Source organism: Vibrio gazogenes (assembly GCF_002196515.1).
In the GTDB taxonomy this organism is placed as follows: Bacteria; Pseudomonadota; Gammaproteobacteria; order Enterobacterales; family Vibrionaceae; genus Vibrio; species Vibrio gazogenes_A.
Map to the genome: position 1 here is coordinate 2,764,982 of NZ_CP018835.1, position 20,345 is coordinate 2,785,326.

Genomic DNA, 20,345 nt, shown 5'->3' on the forward strand with positions numbered 1-20,345 from the left:
CCAGTCAGGAATAATACTGACTGGCATTTTTTATGGTTTTTTACTTTCCTAAAAACCTTGCGGAGGTAATTGGTTTCTTCGCAGTGATGTTCATTGTGATGCTGGTCTTCTATTTTTGGATCAGTGGCTGCACAACACCGGACACGGCCCGAAGATGAAAGCCATTGCCGACAAAATGGAGGTATTCCAAAACAGGTTGGCCGGGCGTGCTTACAAGGTCATGACGAGATCGGTCGCTCAAATCGACAAAATGAGACGCTGGCCGCCGCAAGTAGTTAGAAAGCACACGGGCCGGTGATGGTGCACCGGCCCGCATTTCCATATACATATGGCTGATTAGTGTGAAGCTGTAACTTGTTTCTGGACAAAACTGTTTTACGGGTTTAACTAAACTGTCATTTGACGGATTACCAGAGATATAGCAAAACCTCTAATCGGTAGGCCGAAACCAGTCACCCACCATAATTCAGTAGAACAGTTTTCAAAAGCAGATAAGACTATACCTTCGAATTCTCATTCGACTACTTACGACTTAATCATCAACGACCAGTCATTTTTGGCTTGGCTATGAGTATCAGGCTTTATCACATATTGATCATGGGTGTTTCTTTTGCTCTATCTTTGATTTTAAGAGGAAGTTTGCCTTCTGCCACCCATCTATGATGGTGCATTTCGGCATGCCCAAAAGCTGCAAATACCGTTCATAGGTCATAAAAGGCATATTTATTACTATTTGATATGAAAGCATGGTGCTATTCTCGTAAGTCATTTAATTTTTAATATAGGATCATAGAGCTGCCGCTTTAAACGTCTGAATGCGAGAATTACTGATCGTATATGCAAGAAAACAGTACCAATTACTGCCTTTTGATTATGAAGGTGGTAAAAATGTGACCGAAAGACTATGTGAAACGCTTGTAGAAGGTGAGCCATTTCCGAATAGGCAAATGACTGAAGAGTAGTTCGAAAGTCCAGAAGAGAAATATCTTATCGATATTGAATCATTTAAAATTCTCAATGGCGAACTAACGAAATTACGAACTCTCTCACATTCGATAAAGCACTTTTATAAGAAACAGCTATTGAGAGTGCTATAGCAATCTATGACGGTGACTCTACCTTTATCATGGATAAGAGTTCACAGCAAGCCGTAGCCGGAACCTACCTAGTAGACATGGACGACCGGCTCTCCCTAAACGAAATCCAACGCATTCTGGGTAAAAAACTATCTATCAGTTTTAATGGAATGGCGATTACTGTTGATGAGGGTGATGTGAAGGTTGTGAGTCGGGTTGCTTTAGTAATATCAAAATCAAATTTGTAGGCTGTAGACACCAATAATGTAGCGAACTATTAAAAATTTATTATTTGACAGATTATATGAAAATTTTACTTCTATCAGATTTACATGCCGTTTTAGAAAATGACAGCCAAAATCTAAGCAACTCAAGGCTTCACCTTGATCAGAATGGAGATGGTGAATGGGGTAACGCACTTATAGATTACATCAGCACACTTAACATCGAATATGACTTAATAGTCTGCTGCGGGGATATTGCTAACAAAGGATCTAAAGCATCTTTCATGGCTGGGTGGACGTTTCTTAACAATTTGAGTAAAGCGTTACCCAACGCAAAATTAGTATGTGTACCAGGTAATCATGACCATCAGTCAAGACCAGACCTTAATGACCCAGATGGTTTTTCTCCAAAACATCAATTGCAGTTTTGTGAACCACCTTTCCCGTTTGATTGTCATGAAAAGAATACACATTTTTGGGCATGGAACTGGGTTTTAGACGATAGTGACCCCCAGTCAAACTTAGTTTTACTAAATACAAGCGCTTATCATGGCTTTAGTAATGAATCACATCATGGCAGAGTGGCTCTCGAAACAGTCGACCAAATAGAGAAAAGACTTGCCAACCAATCAAGTCCCAAAGCAATAAACATTCTTATCTGCCACCATCATCCACAAAGAATGGAACATGCACATGATGATTATGACGGTCAACAAATGAGCGGCGGACAAAAGTTACTTAACTCATTGCAGAAAGTAGATCAAGGTCCATGGCTAATTTTACATGGTCACAAGCATTATTCCTGTATTTCAAAAGCTTCAAGTGAAGGCGAAGATCCACCAATAGTCTTTTCGGCAGGCAGTACATCTGCAAAATACGCAGACCTCATAGATAATCAATTTTATTCAATCGATATTGACATAACAAAAACTTCTGAAAACGAACGGATTATTGGTACATTTGAAACGCATCAGTTCTCTGTTGGCAGCGGATGGAAGCCTTCAACTTCCACCAATATGCCAGCTAAAAGTGGACTTGGTTCAAATATCAATTCACGAACATTGATTAATAGAATAAAAGAACTTTTAAAAAATGAAGCATTTCTAGAAGAAACTGACATAAAAGATATAAACGACGAACTCCGATATTTTTTGCCTGTAGAGTTCAAAAAATTTAAGAACAGGTTAGAAAAAAATGCACTAGTTTCTGACATTGATGAAGCAAATCAATTCATTTTACAGGTAGGGCCAGCCAATGCTAAATAGAATCCCGAGTGTCAGCGACTCTTTCAACGCAAAGACATCAACTACCGAGGATCTCTGCGAGACTTTTATCACAAATGAATTTTATGACAAATTAGCTTGTCCAAACCACTGTATTATGATCGGGCCTAGAGGTAGTGGTAAAACAACGCTTATGAGAATGTTGGATATTGAATCTCTCGAGCTGTGGAAATCAGAAAAAGCAAGTGAATATAGAAAAACTATCAATTATTCAGGTGTATTTATACCCACAGACCGTTATTGGAAAACGCAATATCAAAAAATTGAAAATAAATTAAAAGATAATGAAATATCAAAGAAAGAAAAATTACGATATGACACCGCAATTATTCTTTTAGAACAATTATTTTCTTATCACGTTTTTGAAAATCTCCTCTCTGTAGTTAATTACAGATGCAGCAGAACAACAAAGAAAGAGAACAATTTTAAGAGCGTGGAATTTACCAAAGAATCTGAAGTAGAGCTAGTTTATAGCCTAAAAATTATCCTAGAGGTTGAACCAAGAATAAATTCTTTAAAAAGTCTTTTAACAGAAGTAATCTTAAAAAAACAACTTATATCAAATACCGTAAACAACCTTATATCTAACGATAATGTTGATGTCCCAAAAGTAGGTAACTTTGATTTAATAAGTAATCTAGAAAGTGTTGTTACTATCGTTAACACATACTTTGAAGAAAAAAGTGGAAAATGGGCATTTTTATTTGACGAGTTGGAACTTGCACCAAACCAGATAATAAAACCACTGGTAAACGAAATGCGTGGTGGGCATAAGGATATTATATTCAAACTTGCACTATCACCTTACCACAAAGGTGTCTCTATAACTGATGACACTGATAGTGCCATGAAAGCTCAAGATATAGAATTGATTGATCTAACAGGTCTAAGTGACAATGATGGTAATACCTTCGCTAATACACTATGTACCGCTCTATTTCAAAGAAAAGGACTATTTAACAATATTGAGCATTACTTTGAAGAACCTAAAGAGATAAATATCGACAAAGATTTTAACGATTTGTCAGCGAAGGACCCTTCCTTCAATAACTATCTTATTGAAAGAGGTTTCAAGTCTGATATCTATACTAATCAGGACAGCCAACTTAGAAAAATAAAATTTATAGTGCATCTACGGAACTTTAAACGTAGTAAAGATGGTAAAAAACATGCACGAAGAAGACCTGCCGACTACTATGGTGGGTTTGAAAACATATGCAAAGCGGTCGAGTATAATCCTAGAATGCTTATCGGTTTAATGAATAAATTTATTTCGCATGCTAAAGAAGGGAAAATAAGTTTAAATCAGCAATTAATAAGCTTACAAGAATACTTTCATGACTACCGTTCGTTACTAGGCACAATTGCAGTAGATTCCGGAGACAATAAATTTAACAATATATATGATTTAATATCAGAGATTGCACAATTTTTTAAAGACGAAATTCATGGGCCACAGTTTAAAACTCAACCTAAAGGTTCAATAGCAATCAAAAACAAAATAAGTGATGAACTCAATGAAATAATAGGATATGCACTTAATGCTGGCGCACTTATACCAATCGATACTGAGATAGGTTCGTTAAATGATTTAAACTCTAGTAAACGCTGCAGATTATCTTATATCTTCTCACATCATTATGACTTGTTAATGACTAAGCAAAGTGAGATAGATATCATAGATCTAATAAATCAAACTAAGCTTAAATCGACTAGATTGAAAATCGTTGACTTACTAGGTTTTACTAACTATCAACAATACTCTTTGGAGCTTGAATGAAAATACTAAGTGATAGCTTTAATGGACCGTATGACTTATCAATATTAGGATTAGGTTACGAAGAACGAGCTTCAAGTAAGTATAACCAAGAAAAAGACTTACTTGGTGAAGTCTTAGCTTTGGGTTACCTGACACATACTGAGATTCTTCATTATAAAGCTAATAAAGATAAGTATGTTTCAGGGCATAGCAATGTCTTTGAAGGAAATGATAACGATGTTAAATCATATTTAAATGAATGGCTTAAAGAAAAGATTGGTGAAAAAAATAAACCTATCAATGTATTAATAGATATCACAGTTTTTTCCAGACCAAGACTTGCGGCACTATTATATATTTTGGTGAAAAGCATGCCTAAAAACTCTATCTTAACTATATCTTATGAAATATCGAAGTTCGTTTCTGCACCTGATGGACTATCTCCAATAAAAAAAGTGGGGGATATTATACCTGAACTATCTGGCGCTATAGGGGATCTAAATAAACCGACGGCGTTAATCTTAGGTTTAGGTTATGAAGACGGCAAAGCTCTTGGATTAGCAACTTATCTTGAGCCAGAGTTCAATTTTGCTTTAGTCCCAATTGGTGTTGACAAAAAATTTGACGATTTAGTTGTTAAAAATAATCAGGCATTCTTAAATGAGATCCCTAGCTCGAGAATTGTCCATTACAGATTAGATCAACCTTATAACACATACATTGATATGAGAGACCTAGTAAGTGCGACTTCTTCGTTTGCGACACCTCTTATAGCCCCGTTAGGACCTAAAATTCTAACAGCTATTAGCGTTCTTATTGCTATTGAATTTTATGAAAAATTGCCTGTTTGGCGAGTATCTTCCGACTATGAAGAAAAACCAGTAAACAGAAAACCTAGTGGAACCAGTGTTAAACTTTCAGTTATGATTTAAATATAGACGCCCATATTTTTGTGGGCATCTTATTTACTTACACAGCAACTCTGACTCTATGCCTTCTTCACTAGCCTAGGACCGCCACCTAAGCAATAATCGCTAGCAAACTATGGGGCAAAAGTGTGTTTTGGGTTTTAGCTACAAGAGTCAGTACAACATACTCTGACTCGATATTGAGGTAGCGTTACTTAGTTGAGGATTTACTCGGCTTTAGGCTTGGAGTGTTGCCTGGCGTTTTCTTGTTGTCACGTCGACGTTGATCTGGCTTGCCGGTTGAATCGGCGATTGGTTTTGGTCCTGGTTTCAAACCCATAATTTTGTCCTTGTCTTTAATGGGGGACATTCCCCCAATGTACAATCTTTGGTCAATGCTGATGGCTTTCAAGATGTGTATGAAAAATAGTTTAAAAAATATCCTTGAGGTGCCTTGTTGGTAACTCATGTTCTGATGCGCTATCTAAAATATACAGTGACAAGTTGGAGGGACAAGATGGATAGAATTACCTCGAGTCCGCGACGGCTTAGTGTTGAAGAGATACAAGAGCTTCGTCGTGATATGCAAGAATCCTCAGTCTGGGCCAAAGCCGAACTAAAACGCCGACTGTAAACCTCCCCTAATTAGTTACACCCAAAAATAGAGCTTTCAGTCTGTTCATGCTTCATTAAATATTCCCATGGTGTCAGATCGTTCAGTGCTCCATGAGGACGTTCTTCGTTGTATTCCCTGAGCCAGTCTTCCGTTAATTCTCGAACTTCCGTCAGTGTTTTGAAGACGTACATATCCAAGATTTCAGTGCGGTATGTGCGATTAAATCGTTCAATGTACGAGTTCTGAGTGGGTTTTCCTGGTTGGATAAATTCCAACTGAACATCGTGTTCTTCTGCCCATGTTGCTAATGTTGTGGAGATAAACTCAGGGCCATTATCCATTCGAAGTTTCTCAGGGTAGCCTCGCCATGCAATGACTCGTTCAAGTACTCGAACCACTCGCTGAGCGGGTAGGCTGAGATCGACTTCGATAGTTAATGCTTCTCGGTTAAAATCATCCACAATATTGAAGGTTCGGAACCGACGTTCGCATTGCAGGCTATCGCTCATAAAATCAATAGACCAACACTGATTCTCTGACAACGGTACACTCAGCGGCTCTGGGTTACGATTTGGCAGACGCTTTTTCCCTTTACGACGTTTATTGAGTTTTAGCTCGCAGTAAATCCGATATATCCGCTTATGATTCCACGTCTTACCCCAGCGACGAAGGATCTTGAGTAACATACCAAAGCCGTATGCCGGATAGCGCTCAACGGCCTTCTGCAATTCACAGATCACCTCTTGGTCATCGTTCGCTTTAGGCTGATATCGATAAACAGAGTCGCTAATGCCAACTGCGCGACAAGCAAGACGTAAACTGACGTTATGCACCTGTCGAGCATAATCAACGAGTTCACGTTTAGTCGCTGGCTTTACAGCTTTTTTTCCACGATATCTTTGAGAATTCGGTGCTCTAAGCTCAATTCTGCAAACATCGATTTAAGACGACGATTTTCGTCTTCCAGCTCTTTTAAACGTTTAACGTCCGATGCTTCCATACCACCATATTTAGATTTCCAGTTGTAATAAGTTGCGTCAGATATGCCGTATTCTCGGCAGACTTCCTTGATAAGGCGGCCACCTTCTACTTCTTTCAAAATCTTCACGATCTGTGTTTCGGTATAGCGTGATTTTTTCATAGCGAGTTCTCCCTGATTAGCTCAGTTTATGCTGAAGAACTCCAAAATGGTATGCCACTATTTTAGGGGGTGATTACAAATGGTGCTGATTAAGCTCAATAGGTGTTATTGCGCAGTATATTGATTTAAATATTGAGGCGATGCGACGACAATAAACCGAACTTCAGGGCCAAGAGGAATAGCAATCATATCCTTAAGAAGAGACTCTCCAAGTCGGATTCCTGCATCAAATCCGTCTTGAGTAATATCACTTAACTTGCCATCACTAACAAGATCCAATTTAATGCTAGGGTAACGTTCTCGAAATATAGGGACAATTTGTTCCAATAAATAAGCTATCGCCGACTCATTACCATTAATTCTAACTTCTCCGAATAAGTGCTCTTTGTCGTGACCAGAATCAAACCCGTTTCTCGATCCTATTCAATTAGTGATTCAGCGTTCTTACTCGTTACCCCATCTACATAAGAAAAGGCCAAACAAAGCGCTGAGCATGGAATGTATCTATTAAATTGTTAAGCCGTAGTCAAAACGGATTGAATCCAATCAGCGAAAACTCGAAATGACAGGTTTAAATGTTTACTCTGAGGGTAAACGAGGGATAGTGGTATCATCGGCGTCTGGTATTGTTCAAGAACTGGTATAAATTTACCATTGTCTATATAGGGTTGTGCTAAATAGCTAGCGATGCGTATTAAACCTAAGCCCTGCAACCCACAGTTTATGAACGTATCAGTATCATTCACTTTTAGTGTTTCGTTCATTTGAACCTTAACGTTTTCTTCGTTATCAATAAACTGCCAGTTAATTACACGCCCAGAACTTTGACTAAGATAGCCGATAGAATGGTGCTTAGTTAATTCATCTAAGTTCTCTGGTTTTCCAAAGCGCTTTATATAGGTTGGCGATGCGACCACAACCCAAGATGAAGTAATGAGTGGGCGTGCAACTAATGATGTTGAGTCTTCAATTTCTCCAGCACGAATGACACAATCATAGCCGTCATGAAATAAGTCAACATTCTTATCGCTGGTACAAAGTAAGAGCTCAATATCTGGATATTTATCAATAAACTCGCTAATTTTTGGTAAAATAGAATGATGCGCTAAGGATGTTGGCATACTCACTTTTAGCCTGCCACTTGGATTTCTAGCTTTGTTTGGGAAGTTGGACTCTATTGCTGATATTTCTGCGAGTATGTGTCGACATTGTGTTGCATAACTCTCACCATCGGGCGTTACACTTAACTTGCGTGTGGTTCGCTGTAACAACTTGACCCCTAAATAATCTTCCATCTCTTTTATAATTCTGGATACCGTGGATTTAGGTATATTAAGAGCCTCAGCCGCCTTACCGAAATGCTTCGCATCTACAACTTGAACAAATACTCTCATACCTTCGAAGCGATCCATTATGTCCACCATTATCCCAAAATTAAGAACAGTTTAGCCTATAACTAGCTATTATCACTTTGAATAATCTAAATTACACTTTATTTCGAAACAATCAATAGAGAGTAATCAATTTATGAATCACAATTTAAACGTAGATGTATCAAAAATACTTGTCATGGGGGCTGGCCAGCTTGGTCTAGCGGTTCTTAATGCATTACAACCTAGAGTATTTGCATTGGGTGGGGATATAACTGTTTTAGTCTCGCCTAGTTCACTTGAGAATGGTGCAACACCTATTGACGAGTCATTAAGGACGTTTACAGCAAAAGGGGTGAAATTTAAGGCATTAGATTTAAGTAACATTAGTCAAGAAGCCTTAGTTGTCTTTTTTTCTGAGTTTAATACAATTATAAATTGTACAGGCTTTGTTGCGGGTTTAGGTACTCAAACAAGAATCACACAAGCTGCTCTAGAGGCGGGTGTTGCGCGGTACTTCCCGTGGCAATTTGGTGTAGATTACGATGTAGTAGGTAAAGGAAGTGGTCAACCAGTATTCGATGAACAGTATGAGGTTAGATCTATTTTACGCCAGCAGCAAAGTACTGAGTGGGTCATTGTTTCTACCGGTATGTTTACTAGTTTTCTGTTTGAACCAGCCTTTGATGTGGTTAACTTAGAAGAAGGCTATATCAACGCACTTGGCAGTTGGGATAATAAAGTCACGGTAACCGCCCCTGAAGATATTGGTAAATTAACCACTGAAATCTTATTAGAATCCCCCCGAATCATCAATGACGTCGTCTTTGTTGCTGGTGATACTATTAGTTACGGTGACTTAGCTGATGTAGTTGATAGCTTCAGTAATAAGCCTTTCACACGTAATGTTCTCAGTTTGGATAACCTGCAAACTGAGCTAACTAAAAACCCTGACGACCAAATGCTAAGGTACCGGGCAGCCTTTGCTCTTGGTGATGGCATGTGGTGGAATATCGAGAAAACGTACAATTTTAAAAAAGGAATTGAAACTCAAGATACTGAGCAGTGGTTAAATACGCATATAGGGTAATTATCTATTACTGTTGAATAACTCCTTTTTCATCTACGTAATTCAGTCACCTGAATAACTAGGGCCAATTATATTGGCCCTAGTTATATAGACTTTGGATTCCAAATAAATAAGACACCCATAACCTCGACGAGCTGCAAAAAATTAAAAAAACTCTGCGCATGGTACAGATGATGGTATTGATAATGACCACTCTTCTAACTAGCTGTTATGGCGATGTATTTTCTTCTTATTGATATTCGAGTGGGAGTAGGGCTGATTATCAATAGCGATTAAAGCCTTAAGCCAATAAATGCAATGCCAGTCAGTGTTACTGACTGGCATTTTTTATGGATTTTTACATTTTTACATATATCAAACCGATTATGGTGAAGCTGTAACTTGTTTCTGGACAGAAACGTTTTAGAACCGACTCTCTATAGTGTTTCTGTCAGATTAGGAAAAGTATGTTGGGGCCTTTGATGTAACCCAATCCATTGTTTCATAGTCATATACCGTACAATTAGAGAAAATTTCGTCGATATCACTAATATGCTTATAGTTTACGCTTGGCATAAAATGAACAATGTATGATTCGACTATAGAGCTATAACCCTCACCATAATCGTCAAGTTCATCAAAGTAAGCATCTAAAAACACTTCGTCACTTTCAGCTGTACCTAGAATCACAAAATTGCTATTCGAGTAACGTATGAGTTTGATTTCAAGCTCGTGCGTTTCTATATCAGAATATAACTCTTCCCCTATTGGGAAAACTTCCATGCTTCCAATCTTGCTCACTTTTTGAGGTGCATCTCCGAGAGATGATAAATGAAATTTAAGCAATAAATCCACTTGCTGTCGTGTTAATTCTGAATGCTGTCGAAAAACATCTTCTTGAATTGAACGAGGGTCAATCGTAGTGTTTTTTAGCAACAAATAGCTAAGCGTATCCTTTGTGTTAATTTCAAAAAGGTGAAACTTATTAATTAATGTTCTTCGTACCAAATTTACCTCTCATGAGAGTGAACATAACGTCGCAAACAGTGGCGTTTTCACCAATGTTACAACACTTTAAAAACTCAAAACAACAAGTGACCAAGCGTTAAGCGTCCATTGATTTGCTTTGTTAAGTGTTTTTACAAACCGTACCAACGATATAATAATGCCACTAATGCTCCCAATCCGCCTAAAATTGGCAGTAAAAAGTCGAGAATTATCCATCTAAGTGACTGGCTTCTTATCATCATGGAATACCATTTTTCAAATCTATTAAAGGATGCTTCAATGCGTACATTCGTTACATGACCTTCTAATCTAATTTGCAATTGACTAATTTCATTCAATTTTTCTAGTATCCCTTCTGCTGTTTTTTGATCTAAAGATTGATTATCGAAAGTGGCCATTTCTATGCTGTTCCATTTACTATCATAGTTTTGAAATACCTCTTTAAATGAACTTTTTGAATCTAACATCCAAACATAAAATGTGGAATTTTTCTGTTCACCAGAATGGTCTTTAGAATCGAATTCAGTTCCAAAACGCATACCTGTATTACCACGACTAACACCAGGATAAGTTCCAGTTAGCCTAACTCGCCAATATGCAAGCTTATTTAATATTAGCCAAACATAATGAATTAATTCATATACGATAATTATGAGTAATATTATGTAGATACTTTTAGGTGTTAAATTATCAAAAGATAATCCGAAAAGTTTTGAATCAGATGCTGGTACTAATTGTAGATATGTTAAAGCAAAAACGATTATCGATACTATTAATAAATTCCTTCGTATTTTTTCTTCGTAGTTAGTCACTTCTAAAGGGCTAGGTTCCCTCATAAGTTTTTCTATTCTTTCTTGACGATCATTATTTTCCATAATTTCACTTTATTTACGAATTTCTTTCGGACATTCGGACACTTAAAATTTATTAGTGCTCATGCGAGATTACCTCGTTGGATCAGTAAAAACGCGCACGGAGTTGGTATAAAAGTCGTTATGATTTGAATATGACTGTGTGTCCGTCCAGCTTTTAAGTATTGCACAGAATGGCAACATCTGAGTGAAATGGATGAAAATTTGTAGGTGAGAAAGTCTTCGTTTAACTGTGTTACAGACGACGAGTTAACTCGTCTTGGGGCATAAACAAGTTACCACCGTTTTAATCATCAAAATCTTCTCGCAAGCAATACACCTATGATGTTCAGCATGTGATTCAGTCTCGCGAGCAGGGCAGGCTCTTAGAACTTGATCAAAACGAGCCGCAACTGCGGCTCGAAAACTAAATAAACCAATCAATCATCACACCAAATCTGATTCATCTGGCTCTTCATGATAGTGCACATAATGGGTGGTAATCAGGTTATTCAGATACAGCAGCACGTTGCGCAGTTCTTGACTGTTGTGCCGCTGTTCGGCTTCAAACATTTCTTCTAACTGACGCAAGTATTCGCGGGCTTTTTGGGCGAATTGATGATCGTAAGGGATGGTTTCGTACATAGTTATCTTCCGAAGAGTTAGTGAAAAAACATATCACCACGGGAGTTCCTACGCTCGGGTGGTGAACTGGAACAAGGTGTAGGAATACCGTTCTCTCCGGAACACGGCCAGCCGAAGCTGCCTTGGCCAGCTCACCATAATTCAGATGTGCTGAGGCCGTATATAGTAAAAAACCAACGTAAAGTTAGCAACCTATAATGCCGGAAAGCTATAACGGGTTCCTACGCCCGGCACCGGATTTTGCCAGTGCAGGAGTCAGGTTATCTGATTGTGGTAAATAAAAAGTATTAAAAAAGTATGAGATTTTGGATGTGGGTTCTCAAAATAATCAGCCGATGAGCGTTTCAGCGAATTTGGGGATAGTCAGTTTTAAAAAGGCGTTGGACAAACGTTTGCCAGTGAGTTCACTAAATTAGCTATCTTTGAATAACTTTTCGTATCCTAAAACATTAAAGACCACCGTTGTCAGCGGTGCTCGATTTGCGCGGAACTGTATAAAATCTTCCACTCGCCACCAACACGATTAGATTCATTTTGTAAACATCCCTTATCCTCGTGGTCAGTTGAATTAGCGTCTTGCTCTTTCCATATCCAACAATGTTCTTTTGCGCTCTAGTCCCCAGCGGTAGCCTCCTAAAGAACCGTCGCTGCGCAATACTCGGTGGCAGGGGATAAGAATCCCAACTGGATTTTTGCCACAAGCGGTTCCTACAGCGCGAACCGCCTTCGGATTATCAATATGTGCTGCAACCTCACCATAGCTCATCACGTCCCCTTCTTTGATACTTAGTAAAAACTGCCACACCTTAATTTGGAATGCCGTTCCTCTGATATCAAGAGGAACATCGGGTCTGGGAGCGCCCTGACTCATATGCTGATCTAAAGCCAACATCCAGCTATCCAGTTCTGGTGCGTCTTGTGCCGCAGAAAGTACAAGCCGAGCCTCTGGAAACTCGTCACCTAACAGAGTTAGCAAAGAATCTTTGTCATCACCAAACTGTACCGAGCATACCCCCTTATCTGTTGCAGCCATTATCATGAACCCAAGCGCCGTCTCTCGACACGCATAATGGATAATTTCACCTTTACCGCCAGCTCTGTATGCTTTTGGCGTCATGCCGATATTTCTGGTCGCTTCACCATATACCCGACTGATTGAGCCATAACCGGACGAATAAATCGCATCAGTCACACGCTCTCCCTCTTTTAACGAGCGCTTAAATTTTCGCATTCGCACTGCATCCTGATAATGCTTGGGAGACACACCAAACATGTCTTTAAATGAGCGTTGTAATCGGGAAGGTGAAACCCCTGCAATATTGCCTAACTGGGTTAGTGTCATTTTGTCTTCGGCATGGGTTTCTATATAGCGAGCCACATCGATTAGCTGTTGAGTCCGCTCGTCCTGTCCTGCTGGATTACAACGCTTACAAGGACGATACCCTGCTTGCATTGCAGATTCGATATCTAAGAAGAATCTCAGGTTTTCTGGATTTGCCGCTTTGGTTGAACAGGAAGGCGAACAAAATACCCCAGTGGTGATGACGCCATAGTAAAAATGTCCGTCAAAAGATCCATCTTTCTGCGCTACCGCATTTTTCATTGCATTGTCTGATAACTTTGGCATAGCTACGCTCACTGTGTCGCGTGATTCATCAGCATCTCATCACACCAAGTTTGATGATACCATCCGATTCTTGCTGATTAATTAGAGGATGTTGATTAACCCTTCCATTTGAATATGGCGCAATTTTCGGATGTTTAAGAGCGGTTCACATCGTTAACATGAGTATTCATCAAAAGCAAAATAGCTAATCAGGGATCACCGAATGAATACAAATTTTATTATAAAACCAATTAAAAAAAGCATATTTAGTGAATACTTTAACCTCAACGATCAACAACTTGAAAAATTTAACGCAAAATGGTTGATTGCAGACTCAAAGCCAGGTTTCCCATGTCGAGTCTCTTTAAAAGAAGCTGAGATCGGCGAGAGGGTTTTACTCATCCCGCACAAATATCATGATGTAAACTCACCATATAAAGCTTCCGGACCCATTTTCATTCGGGAATATGCTGTCGAGGCAAAATTGAACATCAATGAAATTCCCGAAATACTCACTAAACGACAGCTCTCTGTAAGAGCTTATAGTGAAGATAGTATGATGATTCATGCTGAAACTACGTCGGGTTCAGGTTTGGAAAAGGTTATTTACCATCAGTTGACCGACCCCAACGTTAAATACCTACAGGTTCACAATGCGAATCCTGGCTGTTTCAACTGTACTGTTTATAGAGCCTAGATGTATCAAATCCTGTGTGATAGGGAACGAGTCTGCGTCACCCAGACTGGAAAATCGTCCAAGCGAATTATTATGCAAAAAGTCATTAGTCAAAGGTGTCTTTCCAAGTTAAATCTCTATAAAATTAGGCGGTTGTTCGTTTAGCGAACCAAGTGAACTAATTAACCCAAGTGAATCAAGTGAATCAAGTGAATCAAGTGAACCAATCATCACCATACAACTCCGCTTACCGAACTGAAATTGATGGGCTAAGAGCATTTGCTGTTCTATCCGTCGTAATCTTTCACGCTTTCCCAACGGGGCTAAAGGGTGGTTTTGTCGGTGTAGATGTCTTCTTTGTAATTAGTGGCTTTCTAATCACTAGCCATATCTTTGAAAATTTGGCTAGTGATCGTTTTAGCCTTACAGATTTCTATGGACGTCGCATCAGACGTATTTTCCCAGCCCTAATCTTAGTGATGGCGTGTTCTTTGGCATTTGGTTGGTTTGTTCTATTGGCCGATGAACTTAACCAATTGGGCAAACACGTAGCGAGCGGAGCAGCGTTTATCAGTAATTTTATCTTTGCAAGTGAAGTCGGTTATTTTGATACTGCCTCCGATTTAAAGCCTATGCTCCATTTGTGGAGCTTGGCAGTAGAAGAGCAGTTCTATATCTTTTTCCCTTTGTTGCTTTTGCTCGCTTCAAAGCTAAGAATAAACCTTCTTATGGTTTGTTTGGTGGTTTTGATCGCTTCATTTTCTGTAAATATATTTTTTGTCGACCGCTTTCCCACTGAAATGTTTTTTTGGCCGTTTGGCCGTTTTTGGGAGTTGCTCACCGGTAGTGTTTTGGCTTGGGTGATGCTTTACAAGCCCTCTAATAACTCGATTTTATCTTTCCAAACGAATGGCCGCAGAGGCGAATTGGGTTTATTTTTTTCGACTTTAAATAAACGTGGGGTATTTTCACTTGTCGGACTACTTATATTAGTTCTGTCCGTTGTGTTAATCGATAGGGCGAAGCCGTTCCCTTCATACTGGGCCATTTTCCCGGTATTGGGTGCAGTTTTAATCATTATTGGTGGTAGTGCTAGTTATGTAGCAAAGCGAGTCTTATGTAATAGGGTAGCTGTTTGGTTTGGCTTAATTAGTTATCCTTTGTATTTGTGGCATTGGCCTATACTTTCATATTTTCATATCATTGAAGATGGCACACCGCACAGAAACAAAAGGATACTTGCAGTTGCTCTGTCGGTTGCTCTCGCTTGGATTACTTTTCAATTTGTTGAAAAGCCTATTCGCTATGGTAATTCGATTAAATCGTTTCGAACAATCGCTCTTGTTGTAGGAAGCGTCTTAATTGGTTTGGTCGGATTTTCGATCAGCAAATTAGACTTAAAGGAGACGAATGGCGTTGATGATGTCTATTTCAGGGAAGGATTGGAGCATCGCATTGGAGCTACATCTCGTTGGTATGAAGGATTAAACGACTGGTTATTTTTGGGTAATTCTTACAATGATACAGTTGCTAAACTGAAACTGGCTATAAAGCCTTCAGACCACAATATATCTGAGGAAGTAACTCGTTTTAATTCTTTAGCTGAAAAAGGAAGCGAAGTCGGGGCAAAAGTTGCTCTTTTAGTTGGCCCAAATAAATCAAGTGTTTACGGAGAAGATCTACCCAAAGAAATTAAGCCATCTGAGACGAGATACATTTCTTACTTTACTAATCAGTTTAGTAAGATTGATAATCTATATTTAGTTGATCCTACAGAGCTGTTGATTAGAACGAAGAAAACTGAGGGTTTAGTTTATTGGAGAACTGATACTCATTGGAATCAGAAAGGGGCTTATATTGCATTTACTGCAATGATGGAGAAGTTGGGGCTCAATTACCCTCGACTTCAGTTTAATTTAGAAGGTGATCACAAAGGTGATTTAATTGGAATTTCTAATTTAAATGATTTTCCCATTCATACTGATGATAACTGGAGTCAAAGTGTTCTGAGTGATGAACGGTTAGAGATTGTTCCAAACCCAGAGCAAGCCGATCCCTCAAATATGTATAAAACTGGTTGGGAAGGGGTTGTAAAAAACAAACAAGGCCTAAATAAGTTAGTTGTTTGGGTGTTGGGCGATTCATTTGCTAACTCGATCAAACCATATCTGAATGCAAGTTTTTCAAATGTAAAATATCTAGGGCATTGGCATCACAACATCGATGTTTTGCCTTCAATGATATCAGACTCAATTGAAAAACCCGATTTAGTGTTTATCGTTAGGGTTGAACGATCCTTTTAGATATCATTTGATGGTCTCTAATCGCCTTTTTACGAGCGCATTGTAAATGATTTCCTTCGTGCTTGTTAACGAATCGAATCGTTAGAAACTTGTTAGAGATTTGCTTTTAACCCTAAATAAATCAATGTGTTAACAATGCTATTGAATGGAAATGATTGTTAGGCCGGAAAATCTGGCAGGAACAGGCACAGAATCATACTTAAGTCCGCGTCATTGCGGACTTTTTTTGTTTTTGGCTTAGTCATTTTTGGCAATGTCCACTTCCCCTTTGCATCCTCAGTCATCATTACAAAATCAACAATGCGGCAGAAAAATGCTGAAAACCAGTCAAAAGTATACGGTTTGTGGCGATATGGTGGACTCTGTGACCACATCGTGAAGCGTTATGTAAATACTCAAAATGCAACACGTTACAACTGACCTGCTTCCCTTAATCAAGCAGCAACTTGCGTAAGTTGCTACAAGAAGGTTTAGACAACGTTAATCCACATCGTACTGAGCTAGCCCCAGCCACAGATGAGAATAAAGGGTTCGGAGACTGTCCTAACTTCTGTGTAAATGCCAGTCGTTACATGTCATCCGATGAACACTTTCCAAATTCAATCATAAAACGATACAGCGATGGATTAACCGGTATCCGGAAAGCCCTTCAGGCCGTCTACACAAGCAATAAAATGTCCATGTTTAGAGATTAAAGAGTAAACATGAGCATTTGACTATGCTACCGTATGCTACTTTGATTTGATGGAGACAGATAATGAACAGCGATTTGGGTAACTTCTTTCCATACTTTGCTGGCGCCTTAAAGATTATTGTATTAGCGATTGCAGCCTATCTAGCGATTAAATGGCATTTTGATGAAGAAAAAAGGGTAAGGGAAGCAGAAGGTGTGGTATTTGATAAACCAGGCTTCATGAAAAAGTTGGCAATGGTTCTCGCTTTCCCAGTCTTTCTCATTATTTTAGTTATTTCAGTGGTTTATGCGACTAACTGGGTGCTCTATTGACGGGGTATGCCGGAAACATCTGGCAGGAACAGACCCTAAATCAAACTTGAAGTCCGCGCAACTGCGGACTTTGTTGTTTTTGGCTTAGTCACTTAGTCACTTAGCCATGTCTGGCAGTGCCAAGCACAGCTTGACCGTGGTATTTTGCTGGGGTGGAGCCACAGATAACATACCGCCAACGTCCCTATATATAATTTTTCAAGAGTAAGAACATCGTCATTCCTAACAATACGATCATGAATGTGTTGCGTAACACCAGACTGATCATAATGGTTGCTATGCCGCCAAGTAAATAAGGGCTATAGATCATCAAACCGTCCACCGGAGTAAACATGATTGGTGCAACCATCGCTGACAGTACACAGGGGCCGGTAAATTTAAGAAATTCCTTTGCTTTGTCGCTAAGCTCAAAAGGAAGAGTGGTCATGAAAAACAGGTAGCGAACACTAAAAGTAATTGCGGCCATTAGTAGAATCGTAATGAATGTCATTATTTCACCTTACCGGTTTTTATGATGAAGCCTACTGTCATTCCCACTAAGGTTGAGATCACCAATGCGTGAGGCATTTGAATCCAATTCAGGTAAGCGGACAGCGCAAAACTCACGACAGTCCCCAGCACCATCGGATAACGGTTTAGACCCGGGATAACGATGGCGATAAAGGTTGCTGCAATCGCAAACTCAAGACCAATGCTTTGTAAGTTCGGCATTTTCTGCCCGAGAAAAATGCCAGTCAGTGTAGAAATGTTCCAAAGAATGTAGAAAGTCAATCCCGATGCAAGCGCATACGGCACACAAAAATATCCGATGCGCCTTGTGTAATTCTCTGTCACCGCAAACATCTCATCAGTCAGAAGAAAGGCCAGCGCGATTTTTTTATTGAAAGGTAAATCTTTGACATCATCACGAAAGGTCGCCGAATATAGTAAATGACGCGAGCTGATCACAAAGGTAGAACCTAAAATAGAAAGTCCGGGTACACCTTGCCCCATGAGTGCCAATCCTCCTAATTGTGCTGCACCAGCAAAGACCAATGCCGACATTAAAAGGGCTTCAAGTCCGCTTAATCCGATGTCAATTGACAATGAACCGCATAATATTCCCCAAGGAACGGTTGCAATAGCCAATGGCAATATATCCACAACGCCATCCATGACGAACCGAGGGTTGTCCGGTGTCGCTATTATTTTGGTCGATGAGCTGTCCATATCACGTTTTCCATTCAAGGTAATCAAGTCAATTTCAATGAATTGCTATAGTTCAATTTCGTTTTGTTTATACTATTCAGAGAAAATTAGTGGATCAAAGCATGTTTTGTCACTGTGACAATTAACGTGACTAACCTTTTAAATTCCTTCCTCAGGATAGAGAGTTAAAGCAACCAATGGATAAAATCTGGATACCTGACATTACTGGCAGCCACCTTCCAGCCTATAAAGCGATTGCCGAGTCGATCACGCAAGGCATCAAGTCTGGGATTTTACAGCCGGGTCACCAATTGCCGACCCATCGAGCTCTCGCTGAATTGCTTGGGCTGAGTATAGGAACGATAACCCGCGGTTATGCAGAAGCTGAACGCTTACAGTTGATACAATCAACCGTTGGGAGTGGGACATTTGTTTTATCAAAAGGCCAGAAGAGCGGTGATTTGGGGATCGATGCCCCTTCTGCTGACATACTTGATATGAGCTTAAGCGTGGCCTTACCGCTGGAAGCGCGTTACATCACCAAGCCTTACTTTGATTTAGCCGCTGATCTCAATGCCTTAGCGAGAATGAGTCGTTATCAGCCTGAAATCAGTCATGAACATCTCCGGGCCGCGCATGAGAAGTGGCTCGCTGCGATTGGTGTGAACTTGTGTGAAACGCAGCATATTTGCACCACTGTCGGCGGTCAGCATGCCTTATATGCCGCGCTTTCATCGGTGTGTGAGGCAGGAGACACCATCTTGAGCGATCAACTTACATATCCGGGACTTCTGGCGATTGGCCGACGCTTAAACATCAAAGTTGTGGGGATTGAGAGTGATCAATTTGGTATGGTTCCTGACGCATTGGCACTGGCGATCCAGCGCTACATGCCCAAAGCAGTTTATTTGATGACGCGTCTTTCCACCCCGACTTGCATGTCGATGCCGCAGTCTCGTATCGACACCATCGCCAAGATCGTGCAAGAGAAGTCCGTTTGGATGATTGAAGATGATGTCCAAGGCTGTTTACACCCAACGTCCAACGCACTTTTCATCAATACCGTGCCACACTCTACCTTGCTGGTTTCTAGCTTGTCGAAGGCGCTACTCGGTGGGTTACGTATTGGTCTGCTCTATGTCCCTGAACGTTTAAGCCGCAGTGTACGCAATACCGTCACCACGCAAATTTTGGTTCCCCCGATGCTGACCAGCGAGCTTTACACCCAATTGATGCTCGACAATGACCTACATGCCTTGATGGCGAAGCAAAAGCAAAAACTGGCAGAACGTCATCGTATTGCACATACGATCCTTGGCGATTATCTCAGTGAACACACGGCTGGTTCGCTCAACATTTGGCTTACCTTGCCCGCTCACTGGCGACCTGAAAGCTTTGTCAAAGCAATGAAAGAGGAAGGGGTGATCATTAAATCCGCCGCTTCGTTTTGTACGTCCAGAACTTACGTTCCCGCTGCTGTGCGTATTTCTCTCGGCGGCACCTTGTCAGATACTCAACTCATCCAAGGGCTGACAAAGATCAAAGCCATCCTGAATACCGAAGCGCACGAGAGCTTTGTTTAATGGTTAAGCCCCTTGCGTGCTTTTTCTGTTTAT

General features: G+C 39.9%; 18 protein-coding genes and 1 pseudogene. 10 read left to right on the top strand and 9 right to left on the bottom strand.

The window, feature by feature from the left end; genetic code table 11:
• Positions 1–32: 32 nt before the first annotated feature.
• The 5 genes and pseudogenes from BSQ33_RS22000 to BSQ33_RS12650 all read left to right on the top strand — a co-directional run bounded on the left by BSQ33_RS22000 (position 33) and on the right by BSQ33_RS12650 (position 5,274).
• Positions 33–298: pseudogene (locus BSQ33_RS22000) on the top strand (hypothetical protein).
• Positions 299–1,126: 828 nt separating this feature from the next.
• Positions 1,127–1,324 (top strand): bacteriocin, encoded by a 198-nt coding sequence (locus tag BSQ33_RS22005; protein ID WP_232471923.1) that lies wholly within the window; start codon positions 1,127–1,129, stop codon positions 1,322–1,324.
• Between the two features lie 56 nt (positions 1,325–1,380).
• On the top strand, positions 1,381–2,565 hold the full coding sequence (locus BSQ33_RS12640; RefSeq protein ID WP_088134212.1) for a metallophosphoesterase family protein: 1,185 nt from the start codon (positions 1,381–1,383) through the stop codon (positions 2,563–2,565).
• Positions 2,555–4,363, top strand: coding sequence for a hypothetical protein (locus tag BSQ33_RS12645; RefSeq protein ID WP_088134213.1), 1,809 nt, complete (start codon positions 2,555–2,557; stop codon positions 4,361–4,363). The genes BSQ33_RS12640 and BSQ33_RS12645 overlap by 11 nt, the downstream gene beginning before the upstream one ends.
• Complete coding sequence (locus BSQ33_RS12650; RefSeq protein WP_088134214.1) at positions 4,360–5,274, top strand: hypothetical protein; 915 nt, start codon at positions 4,360–4,362, stop codon at positions 5,272–5,274. The genes BSQ33_RS12645 and BSQ33_RS12650 overlap by 4 nt, the downstream gene beginning before the upstream one ends.
• A gap of 621 nt (positions 5,275–5,895) precedes the next feature.
• Here the strand turns inward: BSQ33_RS12650 and BSQ33_RS12660 are convergent.
• The 3 genes from BSQ33_RS12660 to BSQ33_RS12670 all read right to left on the bottom strand — a co-directional run bounded on the left by BSQ33_RS12660 (position 5,896) and on the right by BSQ33_RS12670 (position 8,419).
• Positions 5,896–7,007 (bottom strand): IS3 family transposase gene (locus tag BSQ33_RS12660; RefSeq protein WP_232471924.1). Its coding sequence is split into 2 segments (ribosomal slippage): positions 5,896–6,746 and positions 6,746–7,007, totalling 1,113 coding nucleotides; the frame shifts between segments, so codons are not numbered across the junction.
• Positions 7,008–7,112: 105 nt separating this feature from the next.
• Entirely contained in the window at positions 7,113–7,334 is a 222-nt protein-coding gene (locus tag BSQ33_RS22225; protein WP_021020785.1) for a LysR substrate-binding domain-containing protein, read from the bottom strand.
• Between the two features lie 188 nt (positions 7,335–7,522).
• Positions 7,523–8,419, bottom strand: coding sequence for a LysR family transcriptional regulator (locus tag BSQ33_RS12670; protein ID WP_021020786.1), 897 nt, complete (start codon positions 8,417–8,419; stop codon positions 7,523–7,525).
• Between the two features lie 115 nt (positions 8,420–8,534).
• On the opposite strand from BSQ33_RS12670, the gene BSQ33_RS12675 reads away from it, so the two are divergent.
• The gene (locus BSQ33_RS12675; protein WP_088134217.1) at positions 8,535–9,467 is read left to right on the top strand and encodes an aromatic alcohol reductase; all 933 of its coding nucleotides are present in this window, start codon (positions 8,535–8,537) and stop codon (positions 9,465–9,467) included.
• Positions 9,468–9,902: 435 nt separating this feature from the next.
• On the opposite strand, the gene BSQ33_RS12680 is transcribed toward BSQ33_RS12675, so the two are convergent.
• The 4 genes from BSQ33_RS12680 to BSQ33_RS12695 form a co-directional block, all read right to left on the bottom strand.
• Positions 9,903–10,454, bottom strand: a complete 552-nt coding sequence (locus tag BSQ33_RS12680; RefSeq protein WP_088134218.1) for a hypothetical protein — start codon at positions 10,452–10,454, stop codon at positions 9,903–9,905.
• Positions 10,455–10,585: 131 nt separating this feature from the next.
• Positions 10,586–11,329 (bottom strand): hypothetical protein, encoded by a 744-nt coding sequence (locus BSQ33_RS12685; protein ID WP_088134219.1) that lies wholly within the window; start codon positions 11,327–11,329, stop codon positions 10,586–10,588.
• Between the two features lie 423 nt (positions 11,330–11,752).
• Positions 11,753–11,950 (bottom strand): hypothetical protein, encoded by a 198-nt coding sequence (locus BSQ33_RS12690; RefSeq protein WP_021020789.1) that lies wholly within the window; start codon positions 11,948–11,950, stop codon positions 11,753–11,755.
• 568 nt (positions 11,951–12,518) lie between these two features.
• Positions 12,519–13,577: a bifunctional transcriptional activator/DNA repair enzyme AdaA gene (locus BSQ33_RS12695; protein WP_088134220.1), complete on the bottom strand. Its 1,059-nt coding sequence runs from the start codon at positions 13,575–13,577 to the stop codon at positions 12,519–12,521.
• A gap of 202 nt (positions 13,578–13,779) precedes the next feature.
• Between BSQ33_RS12695 and BSQ33_RS12700 the strand changes: the two genes are divergently transcribed.
• From BSQ33_RS12700 to BSQ33_RS12710, 3 genes are all read left to right on the top strand, one after another.
• A complete protein-coding gene (locus BSQ33_RS12700; RefSeq protein ID WP_088134221.1) occupies positions 13,780–14,253 on the top strand; it encodes a DUF1203 domain-containing protein in 474 nt (157 codons plus the stop codon).
• A 179-nt stretch (positions 14,254–14,432) separates the two neighbouring features.
• The gene (locus tag BSQ33_RS12705; protein ID WP_198298101.1) at positions 14,433–16,535 is read left to right on the top strand and encodes an acyltransferase family protein; all 2,103 of its coding nucleotides are present in this window, start codon (positions 14,433–14,435) and stop codon (positions 16,533–16,535) included.
• Between the two features lie 757 nt (positions 16,536–17,292).
• A complete protein-coding gene (locus tag BSQ33_RS12710) occupies positions 17,293–17,541 on the top strand; it encodes a hypothetical protein (protein WP_088134223.1) in 249 nt (82 codons plus the stop codon).
• Between the two features lie 184 nt (positions 17,542–17,725).
• On the opposite strand, the gene BSQ33_RS12715 is transcribed toward BSQ33_RS12710, so the two are convergent.
• Both BSQ33_RS12715 and BSQ33_RS12720 read right to left on the bottom strand, forming a co-directional pair.
• Positions 17,726–18,031: an AzlD domain-containing protein gene (locus BSQ33_RS12715; RefSeq protein WP_021020795.1), complete on the bottom strand. Its 306-nt coding sequence runs from the start codon at positions 18,029–18,031 to the stop codon at positions 17,726–17,728.
• Positions 18,031–18,750 (bottom strand): AzlC family ABC transporter permease, encoded by a 720-nt coding sequence (locus tag BSQ33_RS12720; protein WP_198298102.1) that lies wholly within the window; start codon positions 18,748–18,750, stop codon positions 18,031–18,033. The genes BSQ33_RS12715 and BSQ33_RS12720 overlap by 1 nt, the downstream gene beginning before the upstream one ends.
• 176 nt (positions 18,751–18,926) lie before the next feature.
• Here BSQ33_RS12720 and BSQ33_RS12725 point away from each other — a divergent pair, with 176 nt between their 5' ends.
• Positions 18,927–20,312 (top strand): PLP-dependent aminotransferase family protein, encoded by a 1,386-nt coding sequence (locus BSQ33_RS12725; protein ID WP_088134224.1) that lies wholly within the window; start codon positions 18,927–18,929, stop codon positions 20,310–20,312.
• Positions 20,313–20,345: the final 33 nt, after the last annotated feature.